This is a genomic window from Microbulbifer sp. TB1203 (assembly GCF_030997045.1).
Lineage (GTDB): Bacteria > Pseudomonadota > Gammaproteobacteria > Pseudomonadales > Cellvibrionaceae > Microbulbifer.
Map to the genome: position 1 here is coordinate 3,523,301 of NZ_CP116899.1, position 22,189 is coordinate 3,545,489.

A 22,189-nucleotide genomic window follows, 5' to 3' on the forward strand; every position below is an offset into this window, starting at 1 on the left:
AAGTGTCGGAAGGAAACGAGCCTCTTCCCACCCACTCCTGCTCGCACCCTCACCCGCGTTCGCCACCTTCGTCAAGCTTGGCCGACAACAATCCCGGGAAAGCGAAAAGGACTCGATCTCTCCTTCGACCGTTGAGGACCATTCCAATGGCAGTGGAGCGAACCACCAGATCGTAGAGTATCAGCGAAAGGCCGATAGTGATGGCCGAAATGGCGACCAGTTTAAGCGACCAATGCAAGGCCACTTCGGCGAAGGCAATCTGCAACCAGACTACGATCGGCAGGTGAATTAGGTAGACCCAGTAAGAGGAGTCCGCGATGTAGCGGACCAGCTTGCTGGGCTTGTCGAAGAATCGTTTGAAGAGTCCGATGCCAACGGCGACCAAGGTCCACATCATGATCGCATAGCCGGCTACGAACAAGACGCGGATCAGCGTGATCTGGGGATGGCCGGACTCTAACTGAAACTTAGCAAGGTAAACGGACGTGGCAATTCCGGCGATGCAGAGCGCGACGGTTGCAATCGACAGGCGAGCGAATTGGCCGATGAGCGACTGCTGCCGCTGCAGAAGCCAGCCGAGGAGGAAGAAGCTTCCATACACCAACAGGACAGGTAGGTGGGGCGCCAGCGACTGATCGGGCGTGTCCATGCCCCACAGTTTCATATGCCAAAGGCTGATTGCGGTGAGAGCGGCCAGGACGATGAGGGCGAATCGAGAATCCGACAGCCGGGTGATTGCCGAATCGACTTTTCGGGTCAAGAATTCACGCAGTTGGGGCCGTAGGCCAATTAGAGAACGCAGTCCAAGCGTGATGCCGGTCACCAATAGCAAGTAATAGAGGAACCAGAGATGGCTGCCGGTAAAAAGCCCCTTGGGAAGCTCGGCAAGCGATTGAAAGCCAATTTTCAAACCGGAAAGGATGTTGACCTCTCCTCGCATGCTTTCGCTTCCCATGGCCCAGGAAGCGACGAGCAAGGGTCTCAGGATGAACCAGCCAACCACGAATGGGATAGCGATTCGAATCAGTCTCGATTGAAGAAAAGAACCGGCCCCTTGGCGGTGGAAGGTCATGTGGCTAAAGAAACCTGCGATCAGGAAAAACAGCTCCATGCGAAAGGAATGGCTTACCATTACGACATTTGACAAGAGGTAGCTGGTCGACACGTCCATGACTGCCCAGCCGATGAAGATCGGCAGAAACGACAAGCTGGCATGGAAGACGATTCCGAGCAGCAGGGCGAAGGCCCGCACGGCGTCTAGGTAGTCGAGTCGATTGCTTTCGATTGTGGCAGTCATGGTTGTCGAGATTCCTGGATTGAATATTCGGATACGATTGGATCGGCTAGTAGAAGCTCACCTCGTCCACTTCGAAATCGAAGGCGTTTCTTCGCACGTCGAAAGCGACCATGCTGAGACTGGAAATCGTTTCCGTATTCAAGGGCGTTTGCTCCGACCAGGCTCGCTTCATGCTCGCAAAGGGGATCTTGACTTCGTGGAACTGACCATCGGCCTGGAGTGCAATCGGCGCGGCATGGTAGTCGAAATTCGTAACCTCCGGACTAATGGCCGAAATGGACAGATTGCCCTTGTTGACGCGTACCAGGAGACGAACGCCTTGGAATTTGCTGACGTTTATCGGCAGCCCCTGGGGATCGAGTAGCAATACCGCGCTAGCCCAACCCGGTTGTCCGCGTGGCGGCGCAATTTCGCCCCTGGCGACGAGGATGCCGTCTTCGATGCTATAGTGAACGGCGGTATTTCCCCCCGCCGTCGTGTCGTCGATAAATTGACGCTCGATTCCGAGGCTGTTGCGCTGGGAATCGCTGAAGTCGTCGACCGTTTGCAGTGCCTCATCGCCAACAGCCGGGTTGATGATTGCGATCACGGCGATCGTCGCCAGCGTCCTGGAGACAAGGCGATTGAGCGAGTTGAATGTAGTCATGATGCTTTTCCTGGTGGGTTGCGGTTATTTTCAGATCGGAGTCCGGCGATTTCGGACGATTGCTTGCTGTTGCACCCGGTAAGTGCCCATCGAGGAAAGGGAGGTGACACGGAAATCTCATGTATTCCCCCTGGAGCGCTTTTTTTGGCCTTTTCGAAAGATCCTGTCACCTTTGGGCCAGGACCGGGCACCTGCTATACAGGCACCGGCTATTTGGACGCTCATGAAACTATTCGAAAAAAGATCGACTCTGGAAGACGCCAGCGACGCGTCCCTGGTGCTGGCATCGATTGGAGGTGATCAGCAAGCCTTTGGAAGCATCGTAAGCCGCTACCAGCGCTTGCTTTGCTCCTTGGCCTATTCATCGCTGGGCAGCTTCGGCGAAAGCGAGGATGTCGCCCAGGAAACCTTTGTTGAGGCCTGGAAGAGCCTTGAAAGCCTGCGCGAGCCAGAAAAACTCAAGCCCTGGTTGTGCGGGATCCTGCGTTTCAAGATCAGCCATCACCGCCGAAAGGAGGCCCGGCAGCCAGTGCGGCACGCCGAGGACTTGCAGGAAGCGGAAGCGTTTGAATCCGATGATGAAGGCATCGAGGGGATGGCGATCAAGGAAGAAGAACAGGCCTTGCTATGGACGGCTTTGGAGAAAGTGCCGGAAATCTATCGCGAACCCTTGATTCTGTACTACCGGGAGCACCGGTCCGTGGAGCGCGTGGCCGACGAGCTCGATCTTTCAGAGGATGCAGTGAAGCAGCGCCTGTCACGCGGTCGAAAAATCCTGCAGGAGCGAATGTTGGCTTTCGTAGAAGGCGCCCTGGCCAAGAGTACTCCTGGATCGGTATTTACAATAGGCGTACTCGCCGCCTTGCCGACGATCGCCCCTCCCGCCAAAGCTGCCACCGCCGCCATGCTGGCGGCCCATGCGAGTTCCTGGATCAAATGGGCCGGTGTGGCTACGTTTATGGCAACGGTTTCCGGATTGGTCAGCTCGGTCTTTGGCATGCGTGCAAGCCTGGATCAATCGCGCACCAGGCGTGAACGCCGGTCCGTCGTAAAGTGGTCGTTGCTGTTCTTTGGCTCGGCGGTTGTCTTCGTGGCAGGGATGTTTGCGCTCAGGCAACTCGCAATGGGGTCGCATGAAGACGTCCAATTCTATTCCGTATTGGCCCAAGCGATGGTTCTTGGATTTTCTATCAGCTATGTTGCGATGACGTATCATTTGCTCAAGAGCCAGCGAACCTTGAGAGCGTCTGAGCGCTTGAGACGGCCAGATCTGTTCAAGGCCCCTGAGGATCAACCTGAGTCGAAACGGCGCGAAATCCGTAGCCGCTTGCATCTGTTCGGCCTGCCGCTTCTTCATGTCAAACTTGCGAAGCCAGAGGCGGGCGATGCGCCCGCTGTAGGCTGGATCGCCGCAGGCGACAGGGCGTACGGCTTGGTATTCGCATGGGGTGGCTTCGCAGTGGCACCGATAAGCGTTGGAATCGTATCCTGTGGTTTGGTGACAGCCGGCGCCATAGGGATTGGCATCGTAGGAATGGGCACCGTAGGGATTGGCCTGCTGGCATTGGGCGCCTCGGCAATCGGATACAAGGCCTATGCTTCGCTCTCTGCCATGGGCTGGGAGAGCGCCTTCAGCGGAGGCTTCTCTGTTGCAAAAGACGCGGCAATTGGACCAATCTCGATCGCCAACCAGATAAACAACGAGCAGGCAGGAGAGATCGTAAACCTGGCGGCATTAGACCAGACCCATGCCCCGGTCCTGGGGGCACTTGCGTTCCTGGTGATCGTCCCGGTGGTTTGCTATGCGAAGGCTGTGCGTCGAAGGCATGCCAGACCCGGCCTCGGAGCTAGCAACTGAAGCTTGTTATGCGAGACCTGCCTGAATTATAGCGATAGCTTCGATTCGCCCCCGATCCCGCTCATCTCAACGACATGGCACTTTACTTTGGCGTGAGTCTCGCATATTGGTGAGCACCTGTTCGCCCGTGATCCGGGCGGCAGCGATAACGATAAAAACCGTCCCGACCCCGCCCACACGGCCAGGTTATGGGGACAGCCCGGAGGTGCCATGCAAAGAAGAAAATTCCTCAAACTCGCCGGTGTCGGCGCCGGCGGTATCCTGCTGCCGGTCTACGGCGTTCCGGTCTCCGCGGAGCAGTTGGCCGGCAATGGCCTGGATGTGCGGCAAAAGAAAGCCCTTGCCGACGTCGTGCTCAATACCGCCCGCAAGGCCGGCGCCAGCTATACCGATGTGCGCATCGGCCGCTATCTGAACCAGTTCGTGCTGACCCGCGAGACCAACGTCGAGAATATCGTCAACACCGAATCCTTCGGCGCCGGCATCCGTGTGATCGCGGGCGGCACCTGGGGCTTTTCGGCCACCAACGACCTGACCCCGGACAGCATCGCCCGCGCGGCGCGCCAGGCGGTGGCCGTGGCCAAGGCCAACGCCAAATACCAGACGGAGCCGGTGCAGCTGGCGCCGGTGAAAGGCGTCGGCGAAGTCTCCTGGCAGACACCGATCCAGAAAAACGCCTTCGAGGTACCCATCGGCGAGAAGGTCGACTTCCTGATGGAGGTGAACAACGGCGCGCTCAAGGCCGGGGCCAGCTTTATCAACTCGTCCCTGTACCTGGTCAACGAGCAGAAGTATTTCGCCTCCAGCGACGGCTCCTATATCGACCAGGACGTGCACCGCCTGTGGGCGCCGATGGAAGTGACCGTAGTGGACAAGAAGACCGGTGTTTTCAAGACCCGCAATGGCCTCAGCGACCCGGTCGGCCGCGGCTACGAATACCTGGACGGGCGCGCGGAAGACAAGATCCACGGCCAGACCACCCTGTACACAAACTCCTACGATATGGCCGAGGACGCGCGCCTCGCCGCGGAGCAGGCGAGAGCCAAGCTGTCCGCCAAATCCATCCAGCCGGGCAAGTACGATCTGGTGCTGGAACCCTCCCACCTAATGCTCACCATCCACGAATCCGTCGGCCACCCGCTGGAGCTGGACCGTGTACTCGGCTACGAGGCCAACTACGCCGGCACCTCCTTCGCCACCCTGGACAAGTGGCGCAGCGGCAAATTCCAGTACGGCAGCGACAAGGTCAATCTATTCGCTGACAAGGTGCAGCCGGGTTCACTGGGGGCGGTCGGCTACGACGACGAGGGCGTGAAGACCAAACGCTGGGACCTGGTGAAGGACGGCATTCTGGTGAACTACCAGGCCACCCGCGACCAGGTGCATATGATCGACCAGAAGGAATCCCACGGCTGCTGCTACGCCGACAGCTGGTCCAGTGTGCAATTCCAGCGCATGCCCAACGTGTCCCTGGCGCCGGGGAAGGAAAAGTATTCGGCGAAGGACATGATCCGCGACGTGGAGAAGGGCATCTATATTCTCGGCCGCGGCTCCTACTCCATCGATCAGCAGCGCTACAACTTCCAGTTCGGCGGCCAGCTGTTCTACGAGATAAAAGATGGCGAGATCGTCGGCCAGGTGGAGGACGTCGCCTACCAGTCGAACACCCAGGAATTCTGGAATTCCTGCACCGCCGTCTGCGACAGCAGCGACTACCGCCTGGGCGGCACCTTCTTCGATGGCAAGGGCCAGCCGAGCCAGGTGAGCGCCGTGTCCCACGGCTGTTCCACCAGCCGTTTCGACAAGATCAACGTTATCAACACCAAGCGCAATATTAGTTAAGGACATCGTCATTCCGGCGCAGGCCGGAATCCATCTACCTACGAGCTCTATGGATTCCGGCCTTCGCCGGAATGACGAGGTCCAAATGTTATTCAGGCAGCAACGAACAACAATAAGTTTTTGGAGAAAAAGAAATGGCAATTTTATCCAGAAGTGAAGCGAAACAAATTCTCGACAAGGTGCTGAAATACAGCAAAGCCGAAGCGGCCAGCGCCCAGCTCACCGGTGCCGAGACCGGCAATATCCGCTACGCACGCAACAGTGTTTCCACCAGCGGTATCGTCAACGATATCGAACTGGCGGTGGAGGCGCGTTTCGGCAAGAAGTCCGGCATCGCCACCATCAACGAATTCAGCGATGCGGCGCTGGCAAAAGTCATGCGCCGCGCCGAGGAGCTGGCCAAGCTGTCACCGGACAACCCGGAGGCCATGCCGCTGCTGGGCGAGCAGAAATACCCGAAGGTGAACGGCTTCGCCAAATCCACCGCGGACATCACTCCGGACCAGCGCGCCAAGGCGGCGGCCGACTCCATCATGGCGGCCAGGGAGAGAAAGGTGATCGCCGCCGGCTACCTGGAGGACGCGCGCTCCTTCGCCGCCGTGGCCAACACCAAGGGCCTGTTCGGCTACCACGTTTCCACCTCGGCGAATTTCACCGTAACCATGCGCACGGAAAATGGCCTGGGCTCCGGCTGGGCGCAGAGTGACGTTTCCGATTTCTCCACCATGAACACCGGCGCCGTCTCCAATATCGCCATCGACAAGGCGGTGCAATCCCAGGAAGCGCGCGCACTGGAACCGGGCAAATACACGGTGATTCTGGAGCCCAGTGCGGTGTCCGGACTGGTCGGCTTTATGATGTGGAACTACGACGCACGCAGCGCCGACGAGGGCCGCAGCTTTATGAGCAAGAAGGGCGGCGGCAACCGCATCGGCGAAAAGATGTTCGACAAGCGCGTGCACATCTACTCGGACCCGGCGGACCCGGATGTGCCGGCGATGCCCTGGGCGGAGGACGATTTCATGGCCCAGGAGCGCGTCGACTGGATCAGGGACGGCGTGGTGAAGAACCTCCCGCGCAGCCGCTACTGGGCCAGTCAATCCAAGGAAAAGGAAAAAGCGATTCCACAGCCGAACAACCTGATCATGGTCGGCGGCGACAAGTCGACCGCGGAACTGATCAAAAACACCCGCCGCGGCGTACTGGTGACCCGCACCTGGTATATCCGCATGGTGGACCCCCAGTCCCTGCTGCTCACCGGCCTGACCCGCGACGGCACCTTCTATATCGAAAACGGCAAGATCAAATACCCGATCAAGAATTTCCGCTTCAATGAGAGCCCGGTGATCATGCTGAACAACATCGAGGACATGGGCCGCGCCGAGCGCGTGGGCATGTGGGGTTACTCGGCGATGATCCCCGCACTGAAAGTGCGCGACTTCACCTTCAGCAGCCTTTCCGACGCCGTGTAACGGCCATAGCGAATCGAGGATTCAGAAATGGACAGAAGAAAATTTCTCCAGCTGAGCGGCGCCGGCCTGGGCTTTTCCATGCTGCCGCTGTCCGGCAACCTGGTGGCGGAAAGCAAGCTGGTCCACAGTGGTATGGACGTCGCCGTCAAGAAAGAACTGGCGGATGCGGCGCTGAACACCGCCACCAAGCTGGGCGCCAGCTATGCCGACGTGCGCATCGGCCGCTACCTGAACCAGTATGTGATCACCCGCGAAATGAAAGTGCAGAACGTGGTCAATACCGAGTCCATCGGTATGGGCGTGCGCGTGATCGCCAACGGCACCTGGGGCTTCGCCGCCACCAACGATATGACTGCAGACGGCATCGCCCGCGCCACCGCACAGGCTGTCGCCACCGCCAAGGCCAATTCCAAATACCAGAAGGAGCCGGTGCAACTGGCAAAGCAGAAAGGCTACGGTGAAGTTAGCTGGAAGACCCCGATCCGCAAAAACGCCATGGAGATTCCGCTGGCGGAGAAAGTCGACCTGCTGATGGAAGTGAACAAATCCGCACTGGATGCCGGTGCCAGCTTCATCAATTCCATGCTGTACCTGGTCAACGAGCAAAAGTATTTCGCCTCCACCGACGGCTCCTATGTCGACCAGGATGTACACCGCCTGTGGGCGCCGTTCAGCGTTACCGCGGTGGACAAGAAGGACGGCGGCTTCCGCACCCGCGAAGGCCTGGGCCAGCCGGTGGGCCGCGGCTTCGAATACCTCGACGGCCGCGCCGAGGACAAGATACAGTCGCAGACGGTGTTGTACCGCGATTCCTACGATATGATCGAGGACGCCAAGCTGGCCGCGCAGCAGGCGCAGGAAAAGCTCAAGGCCAAGTCCGTCAAACCTGGCAAGTACGACCTGGTGCTGGACCCGAGCCACCTGTGGCTCACTATCCATGAATCCGTCGGCCACCCGCTGGAACTGGACCGCGTATTGGGCTACGAGGCCAACTACGCCGGCACCTCCTTCGCCACCATCGACAAATGGCGCGACGGCAAATTCCAGTACGGCAGCGACAAGGTCAACCTCTTTGCCGATAAGGTACAGCCCGGCTCCCTCGGTGCGGTCGGCTACGACGACGAAGGCGTGAAGACCAAGCGCTGGGACCTGATCAAGGACGGCGTGCTGGTGAACTACCAGGCGATCCGCGACCAGGTGCATATGCTCGGGCAGAAAGAGTCCCAGGGCTGCTGCTACGCCGACAGCTGGTCCAGCGTGCAGTTCCAGCGCATGGCCAACGTGTCGCTGCAGCCGGGCGAGGACAAGTTGAGTGTCGACGAGATGATCAAGGATGTGGAAAAAGGCATCTACATTATCGGCGACGGCTCCTTCTCCATCGACCAGCAGCGCTACAACTTCCAGTTCGGCGGCCAGCTGTTCTACGAGATCGAGGACGGCAAGATCACCGGCATGGTCGAGGACGTCGCCTACCAGTCGAACACCCGGGAATTCTGGAATTCCTGTTCGCAGATCTGCGACGAGCGCGACTACCGCCTGGGCGGCTCCTTCTTCGACGGCAAGGGCCAGCCGAGCCAGGTCAGCGCTGTGTCCCACGGCAGCTCGACGGCGCGGTTTGATGGGGTGAATGTAATCAATACCAAGCGCAATATTGGCTAGTCCGAAGGACTGATGTGGGAGCCTGCCTTGCAGGCGAACAAGAGCGGAGCTCCGTAACCATTCGCCTGCAGGGCAGGCTCCTACAAAGCTAGTTCGTCATTCCGGCGCAGGCCGGAATCCAGAAGCCACGAAACTGGATACCGGCCTGCGCCGGTATGACGACAAGTAGAATATCGTAGGATGGGCAAAGCGCAGCGTGCCCATCAAACCCTAATGCTGTAAAACCATGCCGCTAACCCGTAGACACTTCCTGCAAAACCTGATGCTGACCAGCAGTGCTCTCCTGCCAATCGGCACACGCGCACAGCCGGAGCAACACTACGACTTCCACTTCACCCGCCTGATGTACGAATCCGGCGACTGGGACGTGGACCAGCGCATGCCCTCCAACCTGCTGAATTCGCTGATCGAGTACACCAACCTCAAGGTGGACCCGAAGGAGCACATAGTCCCGCTGGCGGACCCGGAAATGCTGCTGGCGCCTTTCTGCTACCTGGCCGGGCACAAGCTGCTGGAGTTCACCACGGCAGAGGCGCGCAATTTTCGCGACTACGTCAACCGCGGCGGCTTCGTTTTCGTGGATGACTGCAACCACGATATCGACGGTCTCTTCGCCAAGTCCTTCGAGGCGCAGATGGCGGAGCTGTTCGGCGAAGACTGCCTGCAGAAACTGCCGCACGATCACGACCTGTACAACTGCTTCTTCCAGTTCGATGAACTGCCGGTGACCAGCTTCGAACTGAACGGCTGGGGCGACGACCTGGTACACGACTACCTGAAAGCCATTATCGTCGACGACCGCATCGCGGTGCTCTACAGCAACAAGGACTTCGGTTGCGAGTGGGACTACGATTATCGCAACAAGCGCTGGCTCGCCATCGACAATACCAAATTCGCCGTGAACATCGTTATCTACGCACTGACAAGCTGAATTCCCATGCCAAATACCATTGACAGCACCATCGAAGAAACAGTAGAGCAGCGCCTGACCGGCCTGGAAAAACTCAGAAGCGAGATCGGCAAGGTCATCGTCGGCCAGCGGGAAGTGGTGGACCAACTGCTGATCTGCCTGCTGGCCCGCGGCCACGCGTTGCTCGAAGGCGTGCCCGGCCTGGGCAAGACGCTGCTGGTAAAAACCCTGGCGGACTGCACCGAGCTGGCATTCAAGCGGGTGCAGTTCACGCCGGACCTGATGCCCGGGGATATTCTCGGCAGCGAGATTCTCGAAGAGGATCACTCCACCGGAAAACGCTTCTTCAAATTCCAGCGCGGCCCGATTTTCACCAATATCCTGCTCGCGGACGAAATCAACCGCACACCGCCGAAAACCCAGGCGGCGCTGTTGGAATCGATGCAGGAATACGCGGTAACCGTGGCCGGCGAAACCATCGCGCTGCCGGAACCCTACTTCGTGCTGGCGACCCAGAACCCGATCGAACAGGCCGGCACCTACCCGCTGCCGGAAGCACAACTGGACCGCTTCCTGCTGAATATCCATATCGATTACCCGGCGGAACAGGACGAAGTGGAAATACTGCGCGCAACGACAGGAGGCGCCCCGGAAAAACCCGCGCCCTGCCTGGACGCCGCCGAGCTGCTGGAAATGCAGCGGCTGGTGCGCGAGATCCACGTCAGCGACGATCTCTATCACTACGTCGCACGCCTGGTGCGCGCGACCCGCACCGGCGAGAGCACCAATTCGAAATTACAGCAGTGGATCAAATGGGGCGCCGGACCGCGGGCCGGCCAGGCACTGATTGTCGCCGCAAAAGCGCGTGCGTTTCTGCAACAGCGCCTCGCGGTCACCCGCGCGGATATTCAGGCGCTGCTGTTGCCGGTACTGCGCCACCGCATCCTGCTCAGCTTCCACGCCCAGGCGGACGGTGTCACGGTTCCGCAACTGCTGCGGGAGCTGCTCGACAGCGTCCCGGAACCCGGGCGGGACTGATACCGTGAGACTAATACCTTGAAACTGACGGACCCGCTGACGCTGGCCGCCACCCGCGACCTCGCCTGGCTGTCGCGGCATATCGCCGAGGGCATGCTGCTGGGAATGCAGCACAGCCAGCGACGCGGCGCCGGTATCGAGTTCCAGCAGTACCGCAGCTACGAGCCCGGCGACTCCATCCGTCATATCGACTGGAAACTGTTCGCGCGCTCGGACCGCTACTATGTGCGCGAGGCGGAACGGGAGAGCCAGATGCACGTGTGCATCGCGCTCGATACCAGCGCCTCCATGGCGCAACCCAGTTTTATCCATCCGCAACTGAACAAACTGCAGTACGCAAAGTGCTGGATCGCGACCCTATGCTGGATGCTGCACCGCCAGGGCGATCGCTTCTCCCTGCTGGCGTTGAACGACGGCGGCACCCGCTTTGTGCCGGAGGACCAGGGCGAGGAGCACCACCGACGCGTCTCGCTGGAACTGGAGCGGTTGCAGGCAATGGGTCACTGGCCAGGAGAAGACCAACTGGCACCACTCTGGAAGCGGTTTGAACAGCCTTGCCAAGTGGTGCTGGTCAGCGATTTTTTTGAACGTAGCGGAGAGATCAGCGCCTTCGCCGGCCGCCTGCACGCCGCCGGCCGTCCCTGCCTGCCGATGCAGTTATTGGTGGAAGCCGAGGAGACATTTCCGTTCGACGGCGAACTGAAAATCCGCGATCCGGAATCACCCGCTGTAACCGAACTCAGTGCCCGCCAGCAGCGCGCCGATTACCTGCACGCGTTCGGCGCCGCGCAAAAGGCGCTTGCCGCGCGTTTCGCCGTGCAGGAGTGCCCGCTGACCAGCGTCGCCATAGAGCAGCCGCTGGATCAGTCACTGCGCCGGTTTATCCGCGCGCATTCCAGGATTGATCTGGGGAGGATCGACTGAAATGCTCTGGCAGTCCTCCCAATGGCTGTGGTTGCTGTGCGCCCTGGCGATTCCGCTGCTGGTTCACCTGTTGCAGCGCAATGCCTCCCGTGAAATCACCTTTGCCGCAGTGCACTGGCTGCGACAGAAACCGCAGTTCACAAAGCACCTGCTGTTGCGGGAGAAATGGCTGTTGTTGTTGAGAATGCTGCTGCTGGCGCTTCTTGTATTAATGCTCGCACAGCCGCTGTTGCAACGGGACGGTATTACTTCCCCAGACCTGCTGCTGGTGGACCCACGCATCGAGCACGGGCAACTGGAAACATTTCTGCAGGAAAACCCCGGCTTTGCATCCGTTCTGTGGCTGCAGCCGGAACCGGTGCCGGTCACCGCGCCGCGGCCACAGGCACCAGATCTCTGGAAGACGCTTTCCGGCCTCGCCGATGCCGGCGAATTCCGCCGCGCTCATATTCTGCTGCGCAGTGCGGAAAACCCGAGCGGCCACGGCGCCCTGCGGATCAGCCCGCATTGGCAGTGGCATGCGCTGGAAAATGCAAATACGGAAAATTCCGCACCGCTGCCGAGGTTGGCATTGCTGGACGAAGGGCCGCCGTGGCTCGAAGCGGCGTTGCGGCAACTGCGGGAAACCGAACTGCCGCAACTGGAGTTGCAAAAACTCGATACGATCGACAGCGTGGGCGCGACCGAGCAGGACTGGCTGATCTACGACACAGCCGGTGCGTTGCCCGCAGCGCTGCGGGAATTTATCCGCGATGGCGGCCTGCTGATCACGGACCGGCGCGTACAGCCGGCGGATGAAATGCCGTTTGTCGAAGTCGCGGACGACGGATCGCTGCAGTCCGCCGCACTGGGTCGCGGCAGCTGGCTGCGCTACGGGCGGGACTGGCACAGCGAGGATTTTTTCCGGCACCCGGATCTCCCGGAAAAACTGTGGCAACAGTGGTTCGCTCAGGACTGGGCGCTGCAAACGCGCAGCCGCGGCCTCTGGTCTGTCACCGCGCCGCCAGGCATTGCCATACCTGAATCCAAAGTGGGCCGATCGCGCCTTGTGCCGATGGAGCACTGGCTGCTGCTGGCATTTGTGCTGCTGCTCGCGCTGGAGCGCACAGTCGCGCTTGCGCGCCCCGCAGCGGGGAGTCGCGACCGTGACTGATCACGCCCCTCAATTATTGCGACGCGCGGGGCGCAACTGGCGTAGCGGCAGTCTGTGGCCCTATTTCTGGCTCGCAACGGCCGTCGCCGGGATCAGTGCAATCGGCATTGTGCAACTGCAGTGGTCGGTTTGGATTCCCTTCGCATGCCTGGCCGCGATTGCACTGGCACTGCTGCTGGATCGCAACTGGCGCCTCTCGACTGCCGACATCTGCCGCAAGCTGGACGGCCGCTTTCCAGTGCTACAGGACAGCAGCCAGCTATTGAACAAGCCACCGGAGACACTCGGGCCGCTGGCAAAAGTACAGCGGCAACGCACGGCCGCCACACTGCAACAGTTGCTGGATAGCAGTGCACTGAAGAATTTCCGACCTCCTTGGCACCGCAGCGCGGTAACCAACGCCGCCGGTGCCTGTCTCGGCCTGCTGGTGTTTGTTATTGCCAATACGCTGCCGCAACGGGATGCGCCCGGCCAGGTGGCCGCCGCACAGGCCGCCGCTGCAGCGGGGTCGATCGAGGTGGTGGAGGCCATTACCGAGATCCGCCCGCCCGCCTACACCGACCTGCCCGCGCTAACCCAGTCGCTGCAGGTAAAGGCGCCGGAACAGTCCCGTATCACCTGGCGGATCACACTGAATACACCCGCCGGCGCGCTGACGATGCTCGCCGCCCGCGAGAATTTCGTTTTTTCCCCAACGGAAACGCTGCCCAGCCGCCACTGGCAACTGACGCGGACGCTGGCGGAAGCGGATTTTTACCAGCTGTCCGCGCGCAGGGGCGAAGAGGAGATATTGTTGCCACAGATTCACAATATCGGGATCGAAGCCGATCGCGCACCGGAATTCTCCTTCAGCCTGCCACGGGACAATGTGACGACGATCAATACCGACAGCGAGAGGTCGTCGCTGCTGCAGGTCGATGTCGAGGTGACGGACGACTTTCAGGTGGCGGAAACCGATCTGCTGATCACCCTGGCGAGCGGCGACGGCGAAAATGTCCGCTTCCGAAATGACAGAATAAAACTGGAGCCGGCCGACACCACTGAAGGCGCAAAGCGTTACCACTTCAGCGTGCCGGTGAAGCGGTACCAGATCGAGCCCGGCGATGAACTCTACTGGTTCCTGCAGGCGCGCGACAACCGCGAACCCGAGCCGAACCTGCGGAAGAGCCAGCACTTTATTATCCGCTGGCCACAGGCGGAGATTTTCGGCCTCAGCGATGCCGAGGGCATGGCGATCAAGGTTCTGCCGGAATATTTCCGTAGCCAGCGCCAGCTGATCATCGATACCGAGGCGCTGCTGGCGGAACGGGAGCAGCTCAGCGAGGGGGATTTCCGAAAACGCTCGGAATCCCTGGCCTACGAACAGAACCTGCTGCGTATGCGCTACGGCCATTTCCTCGGCGAGGAGGACTCGGCGCTGGAACACGATGATGAATCCGGACCCCACCATGAAGCGCACGGCGAAAGCGTAGACGCACATGGGGAGGAACACAAAGACCACGGGGATCACGAAGACCATGGAAACCACGGAGATCACGGAGACGACCACGAAGCCCCGACACAACAGTTCGGCGATGCCAGCGGTGTAATCGCCGCTGCGGGGCACAGTCACGACACCTCGGAACACGCAACCCTATTCGATCCGCAGACCAAGGAGCTGCTGCGCAACGCGCTGAATGCCATGTGGAGTTCCTGGCGCGAGCTGTCGGTCATCGAACCCCGCGCCTCCCTGCCCCACCAGCACACTGCCCTGCGTTACATCAAGGAAGTGCAGCAGGCCTCCCGTATCTATCTGCAACGTGTGGGTTTCGAGCCGCCGGCCCTGGACCAAAGTCGACGCCTCAGCGGCGAGCGGGACGGCGTAAAGCCACCGCGTGTAAGCGCCACGCGTAGCGACAGTGAGCGCGAACAGCTATTAAAACTGCTGCAGCGGGTACGCGCAGGCGACGCGCCGGATGACGGCACAGCGGAGGAACTGCTGTCGCTGCCGCAGTTGCGCGAGCAACCGCAATTGCGCGTGGAGCTGTCGAAAAACCTGCGTCTGTACCGACAGCAGGCGGATTGCACCGACTGTCGCCGGCAGCTTTCCGCGCTGCTGTATCAGCTGCTGCCGGCGCCGCAGGCGCAGCCGTCGCTGCCGAGGGAGCGCGCTACTACAGGCAGTTTCGACAACTGGCTGCAGGAACAAGGCGGAGAGCGCGAATGAATTTCTGGATCGCCGCCATCTGCATTGTCACCCTGGGAATTTCCCTGCTGCTGATCGCCCGCCGGGAAAAAGGCGGTGCGCATCGCGCCGGCGCGATGCTGCTGCAGATCGCCATCTGGGGACTCGTCTGGGCACTGGTAAATCCCCCAGCGCTGCTGCCACCGGCTGACACCACCGCGCTGCAAATTGCACTGCCGCAAAGCCGGGACGCACTGCGCGACCTGCCGCCGACGCGACTGCGTGTGGAAACAGAGAGCGACGCTCCCGGCTGGCAGGTGAACTGGCCGCAGCGGCTATCACTGGGCGAACCCTTGCAGCTGCGCATCGCCCACGGTAGCGGCATCGCGAGCCGGCTGTTTCTTGAAGATCCGTTTGGCGGCGAGGTAGACAGTGCAGTGCTGTCCGCGGAAGGCGGCGCGGCGGTTCTCAGCGACACACCCAAGCTCGCCGGCCGTTGGCTCTACCAACTGCGTATCGAGACGAAAGCCGACGGCGGCACCATCGTGCGCCGTGAGCCACTGCCGGTCCAAGTGCATGCGCCGGAGGCGCCGAGAATTTTGCTGTGGCTGGCACGCCCGGGATTTGAGACCGCCGCCCTGTCGCGCTGGCTGCGCCAGTCCGGCGCCCCCGCCCGGGTCGTCACCCAGCTGGCGCCGGAAATCATACGGCGGGAATCCTTCAACGGGCTGGACGCAAAAACCCCACAGCTGCTCGCCCCCAATGGCCCCTTCGATCTGCTGCTCCTGGACAGCCATCTATGGCCGCAACTGAGCCCCGCGCAACGCCGGCTACTGCCGGCCCTGGCCGAAAGAAAATCCCTGCTGTGGCTGGTGAGTGCCGATACTCCGCGGGGCTTTCTGGATTACGCCCACGCGCAGGGTATGCCACTCGCCCCCGTCAATAACTCCGAGATCGAAAATCCATTGGCGAGCAGTGGAGAAATGCCACTGCTGGCGCTGGCCGGCTACCAACCGCAACAAACGCGTCCCGGCGATATCGAACTCGGTGCCCAGCCGATTTACTGGGTGCGCAACAATCCTGGCCAGTCGCTGGGTTTTGTGCTCTTCGACCGCAGTTACCGCTGGATCACCGCCGGATTTGCCGCGGACTACGCCCGCCTGTGGAAAACCCTGTTCGACCACCAGCTGGCCCACCGCGGCAGCCGACCGCCGATAAAACTGCGACCCCGGCTACCACGCGAGCAGCAGCGGGTAACCCTGTGCAGCACGGCTTTTTCCGAGGCGACGCCGAAATTGGCCGCAGTGGACAACAAGAGAACAGGGAATCCGCTGACCGGTGTGGTCCTTCTCTCCGATGGTGGTGGTGCCTGCCATTCCTGGTGGCCCAAACAGGCCGGCTGGCATCGCATCGACGGCGGTAACGGCGAATTCGATTTCTACGTATTCCCCCGCAACGCCTGGCCGCAGTGGCAGCGGGCCATAGCGCGCACCGACACCAGGCAAATGGCCAGCGCCCGCCTGGGCCCGGTCGCGGATATAGAGACCCCGCGCAATCCGCTGCCGCGGCATTGGATTGCGCTGGCGTTGATACTGTTGCTGGGGTTCAGCTGGTGGAGGGAACTCAGGTCGCTACGCTGAGTAAACCGCTCGCGCTTGTTAAATTGCATTCAATTCCAGCCACCGACCAAAAATCTGGGCCAAAAATGAAACGATACCTTTTCCTGGTAGTTGGCGGGGTCATGAAGAAAGTAATTACGTATACCGACCATTCTTGTCTATCCGTCTTCGGAGTATCTCAGAATCGATTCGTGTTGGCCGATAGTGAATCCATCAACCCGGATTCTGGCAATGCCATTAGCATCAAAAGGTCTCGCTTCACACCCCGGCTGGAACGGTTGGTGATTTCCACCGATACGATTAACCCTGCGAATACGCTGATCAATGAATGTATCGTATGTCCATCCAGCGGTGTGATCCTCAAGCCACAAATGTTCCGGGCAAACCTGTCCCTGTCTAAAACCTCCGCATAAATATACTCTATGCCCTGTTAACCGCTTTCTTCTCGCACAAAGCCGGCGCAGAGATTCTATACACTCCTCCCGTATATCAACCAGGGTTTGCCCTCTCAAGTTCCCCCCGTAGTCAAAGTGTCGCCCAAACCCATCCATCTGCTGCACATAGCGCTCATTTGTTCTTCTGCCTGACCTTTGGCTTCCACTCAGAGCCCAGGTATGGCAGGCCATATCCTGGTATGGCATGAAAGAACTGGCGCCGCATACAAATATATTCCAACAGCCGCTCATATAGAATCCTCCTTCTAACTACTTCCTGCGTTTTATTCATGGATAACAACATTCGTTATCAATTCCGTCGTGCAACTTACGGCGCCAAACTGCATCCCACGGTATGGCGAGTCGCTGCAGCGAAACGAGCAATGTGTATTCCCGATTTGGATCTAAGTTGTTCGGTTAACATTACGCCATAAGGCGGTAGCCGAAAACCCGACAGATGTCGGGGTAAGCCGGCTGATGAATATCTCAGGCGGCATTGACAGAATCAGGGGAGCTTGGCATGTTACCGGGTTCTAGCCTGGCCCAATGCTTGGGGAGCCTCTGACTCAATCGGCAATCGCTCCGAATCTCCGGCCTACTGCATACCATTGTTTTTGACCCCCGTAAGCCACTGTTACCACTGGATTTTCGAGAGGTACTTTGGGGAGTAGCATGAATCGACAAGCCTTGTGCCTGCCTGGATACTTATCCAAATTCTATCCGGCCCTGATCGGTAGTCTGGTGGTGGTGCTGCTGATGGTGTTTAGTCCCACCCAGGCAAAGAGCCCGGCTTCCCCCGTGCAGGTGGCCAACGGCTTCTCACCTATAGAGTTAACACGGACTGATACTCGTTACGGTCTGGCATCTCTCAATAATTCCTCCGGCTTTATACCCGCGCCGGAGGGTGTGGCACTGGACAATGCCCCGGATCTGGTACCGCAGGAAACCACTTTCGGCCTCGATCCGGACTTTCGTCTGCACCACCGGTACTGGTTATACACGCGCATCGAGAACAACACGGAAAACAGCGACTGGGTTTTTCACATCAGCAATTTCGGTTTTCTGCGGCCCAGGGTCCTGATACGGGATGGCAGCGGGCAGACAATCAAAACGTTCAGTAACTCAGGCTACGAAAGTGGCACGGATATCAATACCATCGGCCGGGCGGTGAAGGTCAGGCTGCCGGCGGGAAAGTCCTACCTCATGGTAGTTGAACTGAAAGCGCACCACGCCGCCTGGCATCCGTACATCGCATTGATGAGCGACCGCCATTACCAGACCTGGAAAACTCAGCAGGACTTTGCCTACAAACTTGCAGTAGGAGTGATTCTCGGTCTTATCCTGCTTGGCCTGACCTGTTGGCTGCTAACCAGAGAGAGAGCGTTCTTCTGGGCTTCACTTTCTGCAAGTCTGCAACTTGCCTACTACCTGGAACACAGCAGCATCCCCGCGATCCTGTGGCAATCGACCTATGAAAAGACGGCGCTGTTCTGGTTATTGATCTACTCGACCATGTTGTCACAACTGGCGTTCGCTGGGAGCTTTCTCAAGCTTAACCGCAACTCGGGAAAGTGGTACTACGCGTTTTTAGGAGCCGCGTTGACAACGCTCTTTCTCTGCATTGCCAGCCTGGTCCTGCCATTCCAGGTAAACATGGGCCTTGCGGCATTGAGCTATCTGGTTGTGGCGCTGGTTATTCTCGGTTCGGGTGTTGCCAAGGTCCGCACCGAGGGCAGCTACTACATCATCTATCTGCTCGGGTGGTTTCCCATGGTGCTGTCCATACTGCAGGTGGCCTGGGTGACCCAGGGCCCACGGGAAACCCTCGGGGAAGTGACTGTCTCCTACAAGATGATTCACGTTCTCTATATACAGATATTGCACATGTTCCTGCATACCATCGCCCTGATACTGCTTATACGGGCCTTGCGGGAGGAGAAACTGAGGGCGGAATACATCAGCCAGGCAAAGTCCCGCTTTATCGCCCAGAGCAGCCACGACTTGAGCCAACCGCTCAATTCGATGAGTATTTTTCTGGAGTATTTAAAGCCACATATTCATGGTTTGGATGGAACAAAAATATTTGATCGGTTAAAAAATACGCACCGACAGATGAGCGAGTCATTCAAATCCATCATGGACTTGAGCAAGCTCGAATCCGGGACTATAAGACCCGAGCCAAAACCGGTAAATCTCGCGGATTTATTTTCCCGGTTACAACATGAGTACCGGATGCTGGCGACAGAAAAGAACATTGGACTTTCTTTTCAACCATGCTCCCTGAAAGTATTCAGTGATCCGGTGCTGTTGGAACGGATACTGCGCAACCTGATCTCCAATGCGATTAAATACACTGATTCAGGAAAAGTGATTGTAGGCTGTCGGCGCCGAGGCGAGAACGTTGTTATCCAGGTACTGGATACCGGGTGTGGTATTGATAAGGAAAGCCAGAATCATATCTTTGATATTTATTACCGTTCGGCCAGAGATCCAAAACAGACGGATGGCTCCGGTATCGGCCTGTCCATCGTCAAGCATATCTCTGAATTACTGAACCATCCGGTGAATATGACATCCGCTCCGGGAAAGGGGAGTAGTTTCACAATCAGCGTGCCACGACTGGGAGAGGTGTCGCCGAGTCAGCATGAGACGGTTAAACCTGCCGAGGATATGCCAGTAGTAGCACTGGTTTTTCAGGACAACGAGCTCAGGGATTCTCTTATAGAGCGACTGGAAAGGTGGCACTGCTCAGTATTGACGTTCAGTTCCGTCGAGGCGGCGCGTCAGTCCAGTACATTCGCCTCTGTACTGCTATGCGAGTATCCCAGCCTCGGAAGTGCATCTTTGTCTTCAGAGGCTGCAGGCATGTTGGCACAGCAGACTGTGGCGGCCTGTGTCTGTGATCCCGATACCCCCCTGCCGGATAACTGGATTGCTCTATCTACCGCTGTTCTCCCCTCTCAGTTACGCGCTCTGCTGAATGTTGCTCTCAGGCGTCGCCGGTCGCAGTTGAGCCTCACACCCGCATAAGTGAATATGGTGGGAGGGAGCTGGAAGTGATAAATTACACTCCCGGTAAGGATCTGCTGTTAAGCGGCAAAGCAGATCGGCCAGAATGAGCCATAAGAATGACAGTTAAGGTACTGATAACCGAAGATCACGAACTCTATCGGGATGGTTTACGGTTATTATTGCAGGAGGCATTTCCCGCCATTCAAGTCATCGAGGCGGGCGACTTTTCTACAGCCAAAGCCACCCTGACCGCTCACCGGGACATTGCTCTGGTGCTTTTTGATATCCATATTCCGGGCACCAGTGGGCTCAATGGTCTGAAGGAGATCAAAGCCCGTTACCCTGCGCTGCCACTGGTAGTCGTATCCACTATTGATCATCAGGCCAGCATCCAGCAGATGTTGCAGCTAGGGGCTGATGGCTTTATTGCCAAAACCAGTTCCAAAGCGACAATGGTCAAAGCGCTAAAGGAAGTCATGGAAGGCGAGGTGGTTATTATTAGCGGACAAGATAACGACGATCTTGTCGCACTTTCACCACGCCAGGTTGATACCCTCGAGCTGCTGGCGCTTGGCCTGCCAAACAAGGAGATAGCAGCACAGCTCAATATCTCTCCCGCGACTGTCAGAGAATATGTGTCAGATATACTGGCGCTGTTTAATTGTGATAACCGCACGCAGGCTGTACTGAAAGCACGTCAGTTGGGTTTTATTCTGGACTGATACAGCTGTCTTACTGTTCAAAATCGTTGAGCTATTGTTATCAGGTCAAGCAGTGGACACATCGAAGTGGCGAGGTCTGCTGACACGTTTGAAAAACTACGACTTGGATTATTGGGTTGACTTTGGGTCATAGTCGCTTGTTAGCGCCCTCAAGTTGACCGCCGAAACGCGAGGCGGGTCCAAGTTACGTTTTGGACTCGATTGAAATCCTGGATTGATTCAGTATGAGCGCAAAGGACTGTCCGTAGACCACTCGCCGTAGCTAAAGCAATGGTTTCCTCGCCACTTACATCAAACATTCGCCTCCCTGCTGGCACCGGCCCGTGACGAAGCGATATCACCAAGACACCCTCCGGAGCAAGCAGGGAGCTCAATTTTGGCATCCCTATGCGGCGCTCCTCTTCGTCGAGATGCATCCATACGGCAGTGAGCATGACGGCATCAAATTGTTGCTCACGCGCAAGCACCAAGGCAAGGTCCGGGAGGCTATCCTTTAACCATACGATTGAGGGGGAAGGATGCAAAGCCTTGCCGGGTTCGCGCAGCTCGTCGGTCGGCTCCACAGCTACGACAGAATGCCCTTGAGAGGCAAACCAAGCAGCATCAGCCCCTGTCCCGGCTCCAACATCTAAGATAAGGCCCGGCGAGGTAGGCAGAATGTGGAGCTCCGACTGATGCTTTTCGGCGAACGAAACTGCTTCGTAACGTTTAATTAGTTCGTCCGCCTGCTCCGCGTAGCCCTGTATTCCGGGAATCATGCTATTGCTCCGATATTCACCCGCTAACGCCGCGCTCAAGGGCGGACAATGCTATGCACCTTTGTGCAAAAATGGGAGCGCAGCGACCAGCACAAAGGTGCATAGCGTTGGCCGTCCCCTGCAGCGCTTGGTTAGCTGCGTTCCTCATGCTCGAACCATATAGTATGCCTAAGGCTTAATGAGCCTGAACAATGTACACATTTTTTGACCGGTAAGGCCATTGCCCTCTTCCACATGTCACGTGGATCTGTACAGAAAAAGTAGAGATCCCATACGCCTGGGGTTCCCGATATTCCGCTTCTCTTGTCGCAGTGCTCGCATATTACATCTTCGATGTGAACTCGATGCTTTTCTCCAGCGATGGTGATAAAGCAAATTAACTGGTAGCGGCCTTTCGCTCCCATTAAAGCGACTTCAACGCCTCTGTACTCTCGATATTCATGAAGTGCACGAGAGAGTGTCTCTAGATGAAAAAGTTTATCTCCTTCAAAGGAACCTGTTTCTAATATATGAGAAATGTCATCTTGATTTAGAAAAATTAGATTCTGTCCATCTAGGTTTACTTTTTTCACTGAACTATTTTCTCATGCAGCTAACGAGGCTGTAGAAAAACTATTTCGGAGAATCAGCTCTTCCAGCCATATTTTGATTGATCATTGAGCCCGATTTAAACACAGTCCT

General features: G+C 58.2%; 17 protein-coding genes. 13 read left to right on the forward strand and 4 right to left on the reverse strand.

Going from position 1 to position 22,189, the window contains the following annotated elements; genetic code table 11:
* Positions 1 to 49: 49 nt before the first annotated feature.
* Together PP263_RS14770 and PP263_RS14775 are read right to left on the reverse strand one after the other, a co-directional pair.
* Complete coding sequence (locus PP263_RS14770; protein ID WP_308364387.1) at positions 50 to 1,297, reverse strand: acyltransferase family protein; 1,248 nt, start codon at positions 1,295 to 1,297, stop codon at positions 50 to 52.
* 46 nt (positions 1,298 to 1,343) lie between these two features.
* The gene (locus PP263_RS14775; protein WP_308364388.1) at positions 1,344 to 1,943 is read right to left on the reverse strand and encodes a CIA30 family protein; all 600 of its coding nucleotides are present in this window, start codon (positions 1,941 to 1,943) and stop codon (positions 1,344 to 1,346) included.
* Positions 1,944 to 2,166: 223 nt separating this feature from the next.
* Between PP263_RS14775 and PP263_RS14780 the strand changes: the two genes are divergently transcribed.
* The 13 genes from PP263_RS14780 to PP263_RS14840 all read left to right on the forward strand — a co-directional run bounded on the left by PP263_RS14780 (position 2,167) and on the right by PP263_RS14840 (position 20,750).
* The gene (locus tag PP263_RS14780; protein ID WP_308364390.1) at positions 2,167 to 3,801 is read left to right on the forward strand and encodes a sigma-70 family RNA polymerase sigma factor; all 1,635 of its coding nucleotides are present in this window, start codon (positions 2,167 to 2,169) and stop codon (positions 3,799 to 3,801) included.
* Positions 3,802 to 4,011: 210 nt separating this feature from the next.
* Complete coding sequence (locus tag PP263_RS14785) at positions 4,012 to 5,643, forward strand: TldD/PmbA family protein (RefSeq protein WP_308364391.1); 1,632 nt, start codon at positions 4,012 to 4,014, stop codon at positions 5,641 to 5,643.
* A 134-nt stretch (positions 5,644 to 5,777) separates the two neighbouring features.
* Positions 5,778 to 7,115, forward strand: coding sequence for a TldD/PmbA family protein (locus tag PP263_RS14790; protein WP_308364392.1), 1,338 nt, complete (start codon positions 5,778 to 5,780; stop codon positions 7,113 to 7,115).
* 27 nt (positions 7,116 to 7,142) lie between these two features.
* Positions 7,143 to 8,774 (forward strand): TldD/PmbA family protein, encoded by a 1,632-nt coding sequence (locus tag PP263_RS14795; RefSeq protein ID WP_308364393.1) that lies wholly within the window; start codon positions 7,143 to 7,145, stop codon positions 8,772 to 8,774.
* Positions 8,775 to 9,000: 226 nt separating this feature from the next.
* Positions 9,001 to 9,705 (forward strand): DUF4159 domain-containing protein, encoded by a 705-nt coding sequence (locus tag PP263_RS14800; protein WP_308364394.1) that lies wholly within the window; start codon positions 9,001 to 9,003, stop codon positions 9,703 to 9,705.
* A gap of 6 nt (positions 9,706 to 9,711) precedes the next feature.
* Positions 9,712 to 10,722 (forward strand): MoxR family ATPase, encoded by a 1,011-nt coding sequence (locus PP263_RS14805; RefSeq protein ID WP_308364397.1) that lies wholly within the window; start codon positions 9,712 to 9,714, stop codon positions 10,720 to 10,722.
* A gap of 18 nt (positions 10,723 to 10,740) precedes the next feature.
* The gene (locus tag PP263_RS14810; RefSeq protein WP_308364398.1) at positions 10,741 to 11,646 is read left to right on the forward strand and encodes a DUF58 domain-containing protein; all 906 of its coding nucleotides are present in this window, start codon (positions 10,741 to 10,743) and stop codon (positions 11,644 to 11,646) included.
* 1 nt (position 11,647) lies between these two features.
* Positions 11,648 to 12,799 carry a BatA domain-containing protein gene (locus PP263_RS14815; RefSeq protein WP_308364400.1) on the forward strand — a complete coding sequence of 384 codons (1,152 nt, stop codon included), beginning with the start codon at positions 11,648 to 11,650 and terminating at the stop codon, positions 12,797 to 12,799.
* Complete coding sequence (locus PP263_RS14820; protein ID WP_308364401.1) at positions 12,792 to 15,005, forward strand: hypothetical protein; 2,214 nt, start codon at positions 12,792 to 12,794, stop codon at positions 15,003 to 15,005. Before PP263_RS14815 ends, PP263_RS14820 begins: the two co-directional genes overlap by 8 nt.
* Complete coding sequence (locus PP263_RS14825; RefSeq protein WP_308364402.1) at positions 15,002 to 16,603, forward strand: hypothetical protein; 1,602 nt, start codon at positions 15,002 to 15,004, stop codon at positions 16,601 to 16,603. Before PP263_RS14820 ends, PP263_RS14825 begins: the two co-directional genes overlap by 4 nt.
* Before the next feature lie 101 nt (positions 16,604 to 16,704).
* Entirely contained in the window at positions 16,705 to 16,995 is a 291-nt protein-coding gene (locus PP263_RS14830; protein WP_308364403.1) for a hypothetical protein, read from the forward strand.
* Positions 16,996 to 17,688: 693 nt separating this feature from the next.
* Positions 17,689 to 20,046 carry a sensor histidine kinase gene (locus PP263_RS14835; RefSeq protein WP_308364404.1) on the forward strand — a complete coding sequence of 786 codons (2,358 nt, stop codon included), beginning with the start codon at positions 17,689 to 17,691 and terminating at the stop codon, positions 20,044 to 20,046.
* A 98-nt stretch (positions 20,047 to 20,144) separates the two neighbouring features.
* Positions 20,145 to 20,750 carry a response regulator transcription factor gene (locus PP263_RS14840; protein WP_308364405.1) on the forward strand — a complete coding sequence of 202 codons (606 nt, stop codon included), beginning with the start codon at positions 20,145 to 20,147 and terminating at the stop codon, positions 20,748 to 20,750.
* Between the two features lie 149 nt (positions 20,751 to 20,899).
* On the opposite strand, the gene PP263_RS14845 is transcribed toward PP263_RS14840, so the two are convergent.
* The gene (locus PP263_RS14845; RefSeq protein WP_308364406.1) at positions 20,900 to 21,508 is read right to left on the reverse strand and encodes a class I SAM-dependent methyltransferase; all 609 of its coding nucleotides are present in this window, start codon (positions 21,506 to 21,508) and stop codon (positions 20,900 to 20,902) included.
* Positions 21,509 to 21,639: 131 nt separating this feature from the next.
* Positions 21,640 to 22,080, reverse strand: a complete 441-nt coding sequence (locus PP263_RS14850) for a hypothetical protein (RefSeq protein WP_308364407.1) — start codon at positions 22,078 to 22,080, stop codon at positions 21,640 to 21,642.
* Between the last annotated feature and the right edge of the window lie 109 nt (positions 22,081 to 22,189).

What these genes read in the sequence shown, in the direction of transcription:
- PP263_RS14795 (WP_308364393.1), top strand. Translation starts at nt 7,143, where the DNA reads ATGGACAGAAGAAAATTTCTCCAGCTGAGCGGCGCCGGCCTGGGCTTT.
- PP263_RS14830 (WP_308364403.1), top strand. Translation starts at nt 16,705, where the DNA reads ATGAAGAAAGTAATTACGTATACCGACCATTCTTGTCTATCCGTCTTC.
- PP263_RS14790 (WP_308364392.1), top strand. Translation starts at nt 5,778, where the DNA reads ATGGCAATTTTATCCAGAAGTGAAGCGAAACAAATTCTCGACAAGGTG.
- PP263_RS14845 (WP_308364406.1), bottom strand. Translation starts at nt 21,508, where the DNA reads ATGATTCCCGGAATACAGGGCTACGCGGAGCAGGCGGACGAACTAATT.
- PP263_RS14805 (WP_308364397.1), top strand. Translation starts at nt 9,712, where the DNA reads ATGCCAAATACCATTGACAGCACCATCGAAGAAACAGTAGAGCAGCGC.
- PP263_RS14770 (WP_308364387.1), bottom strand. Translation starts at nt 1,297, where the DNA reads ATGACTGCCACAATCGAAAGCAATCGACTCGACTACCTAGACGCCGTG.
- PP263_RS14835 (WP_308364404.1), top strand. Translation starts at nt 17,689, where the DNA reads ATGAATCGACAAGCCTTGTGCCTGCCTGGATACTTATCCAAATTCTAT.
- PP263_RS14815 (WP_308364400.1), top strand. Translation starts at nt 11,648, where the DNA reads ATGCTCTGGCAGTCCTCCCAATGGCTGTGGTTGCTGTGCGCCCTGGCG.
- PP263_RS14825 (WP_308364402.1), top strand. Translation starts at nt 15,002, where the DNA reads ATGAATTTCTGGATCGCCGCCATCTGCATTGTCACCCTGGGAATTTCC.
- PP263_RS14840 (WP_308364405.1), top strand. Translation starts at nt 20,145, where the DNA reads ATGACAGTTAAGGTACTGATAACCGAAGATCACGAACTCTATCGGGAT.
- PP263_RS14785 (WP_308364391.1), top strand. Translation starts at nt 4,012, where the DNA reads ATGCAAAGAAGAAAATTCCTCAAACTCGCCGGTGTCGGCGCCGGCGGT.
- PP263_RS14775 (WP_308364388.1), bottom strand. Translation starts at nt 1,943, where the DNA reads ATGACTACATTCAACTCGCTCAATCGCCTTGTCTCCAGGACGCTGGCG.
- PP263_RS14780 (WP_308364390.1), top strand. Translation starts at nt 2,167, where the DNA reads ATGAAACTATTCGAAAAAAGATCGACTCTGGAAGACGCCAGCGACGCG.
- PP263_RS14800 (WP_308364394.1), top strand. Translation starts at nt 9,001, where the DNA reads ATGCCGCTAACCCGTAGACACTTCCTGCAAAACCTGATGCTGACCAGC.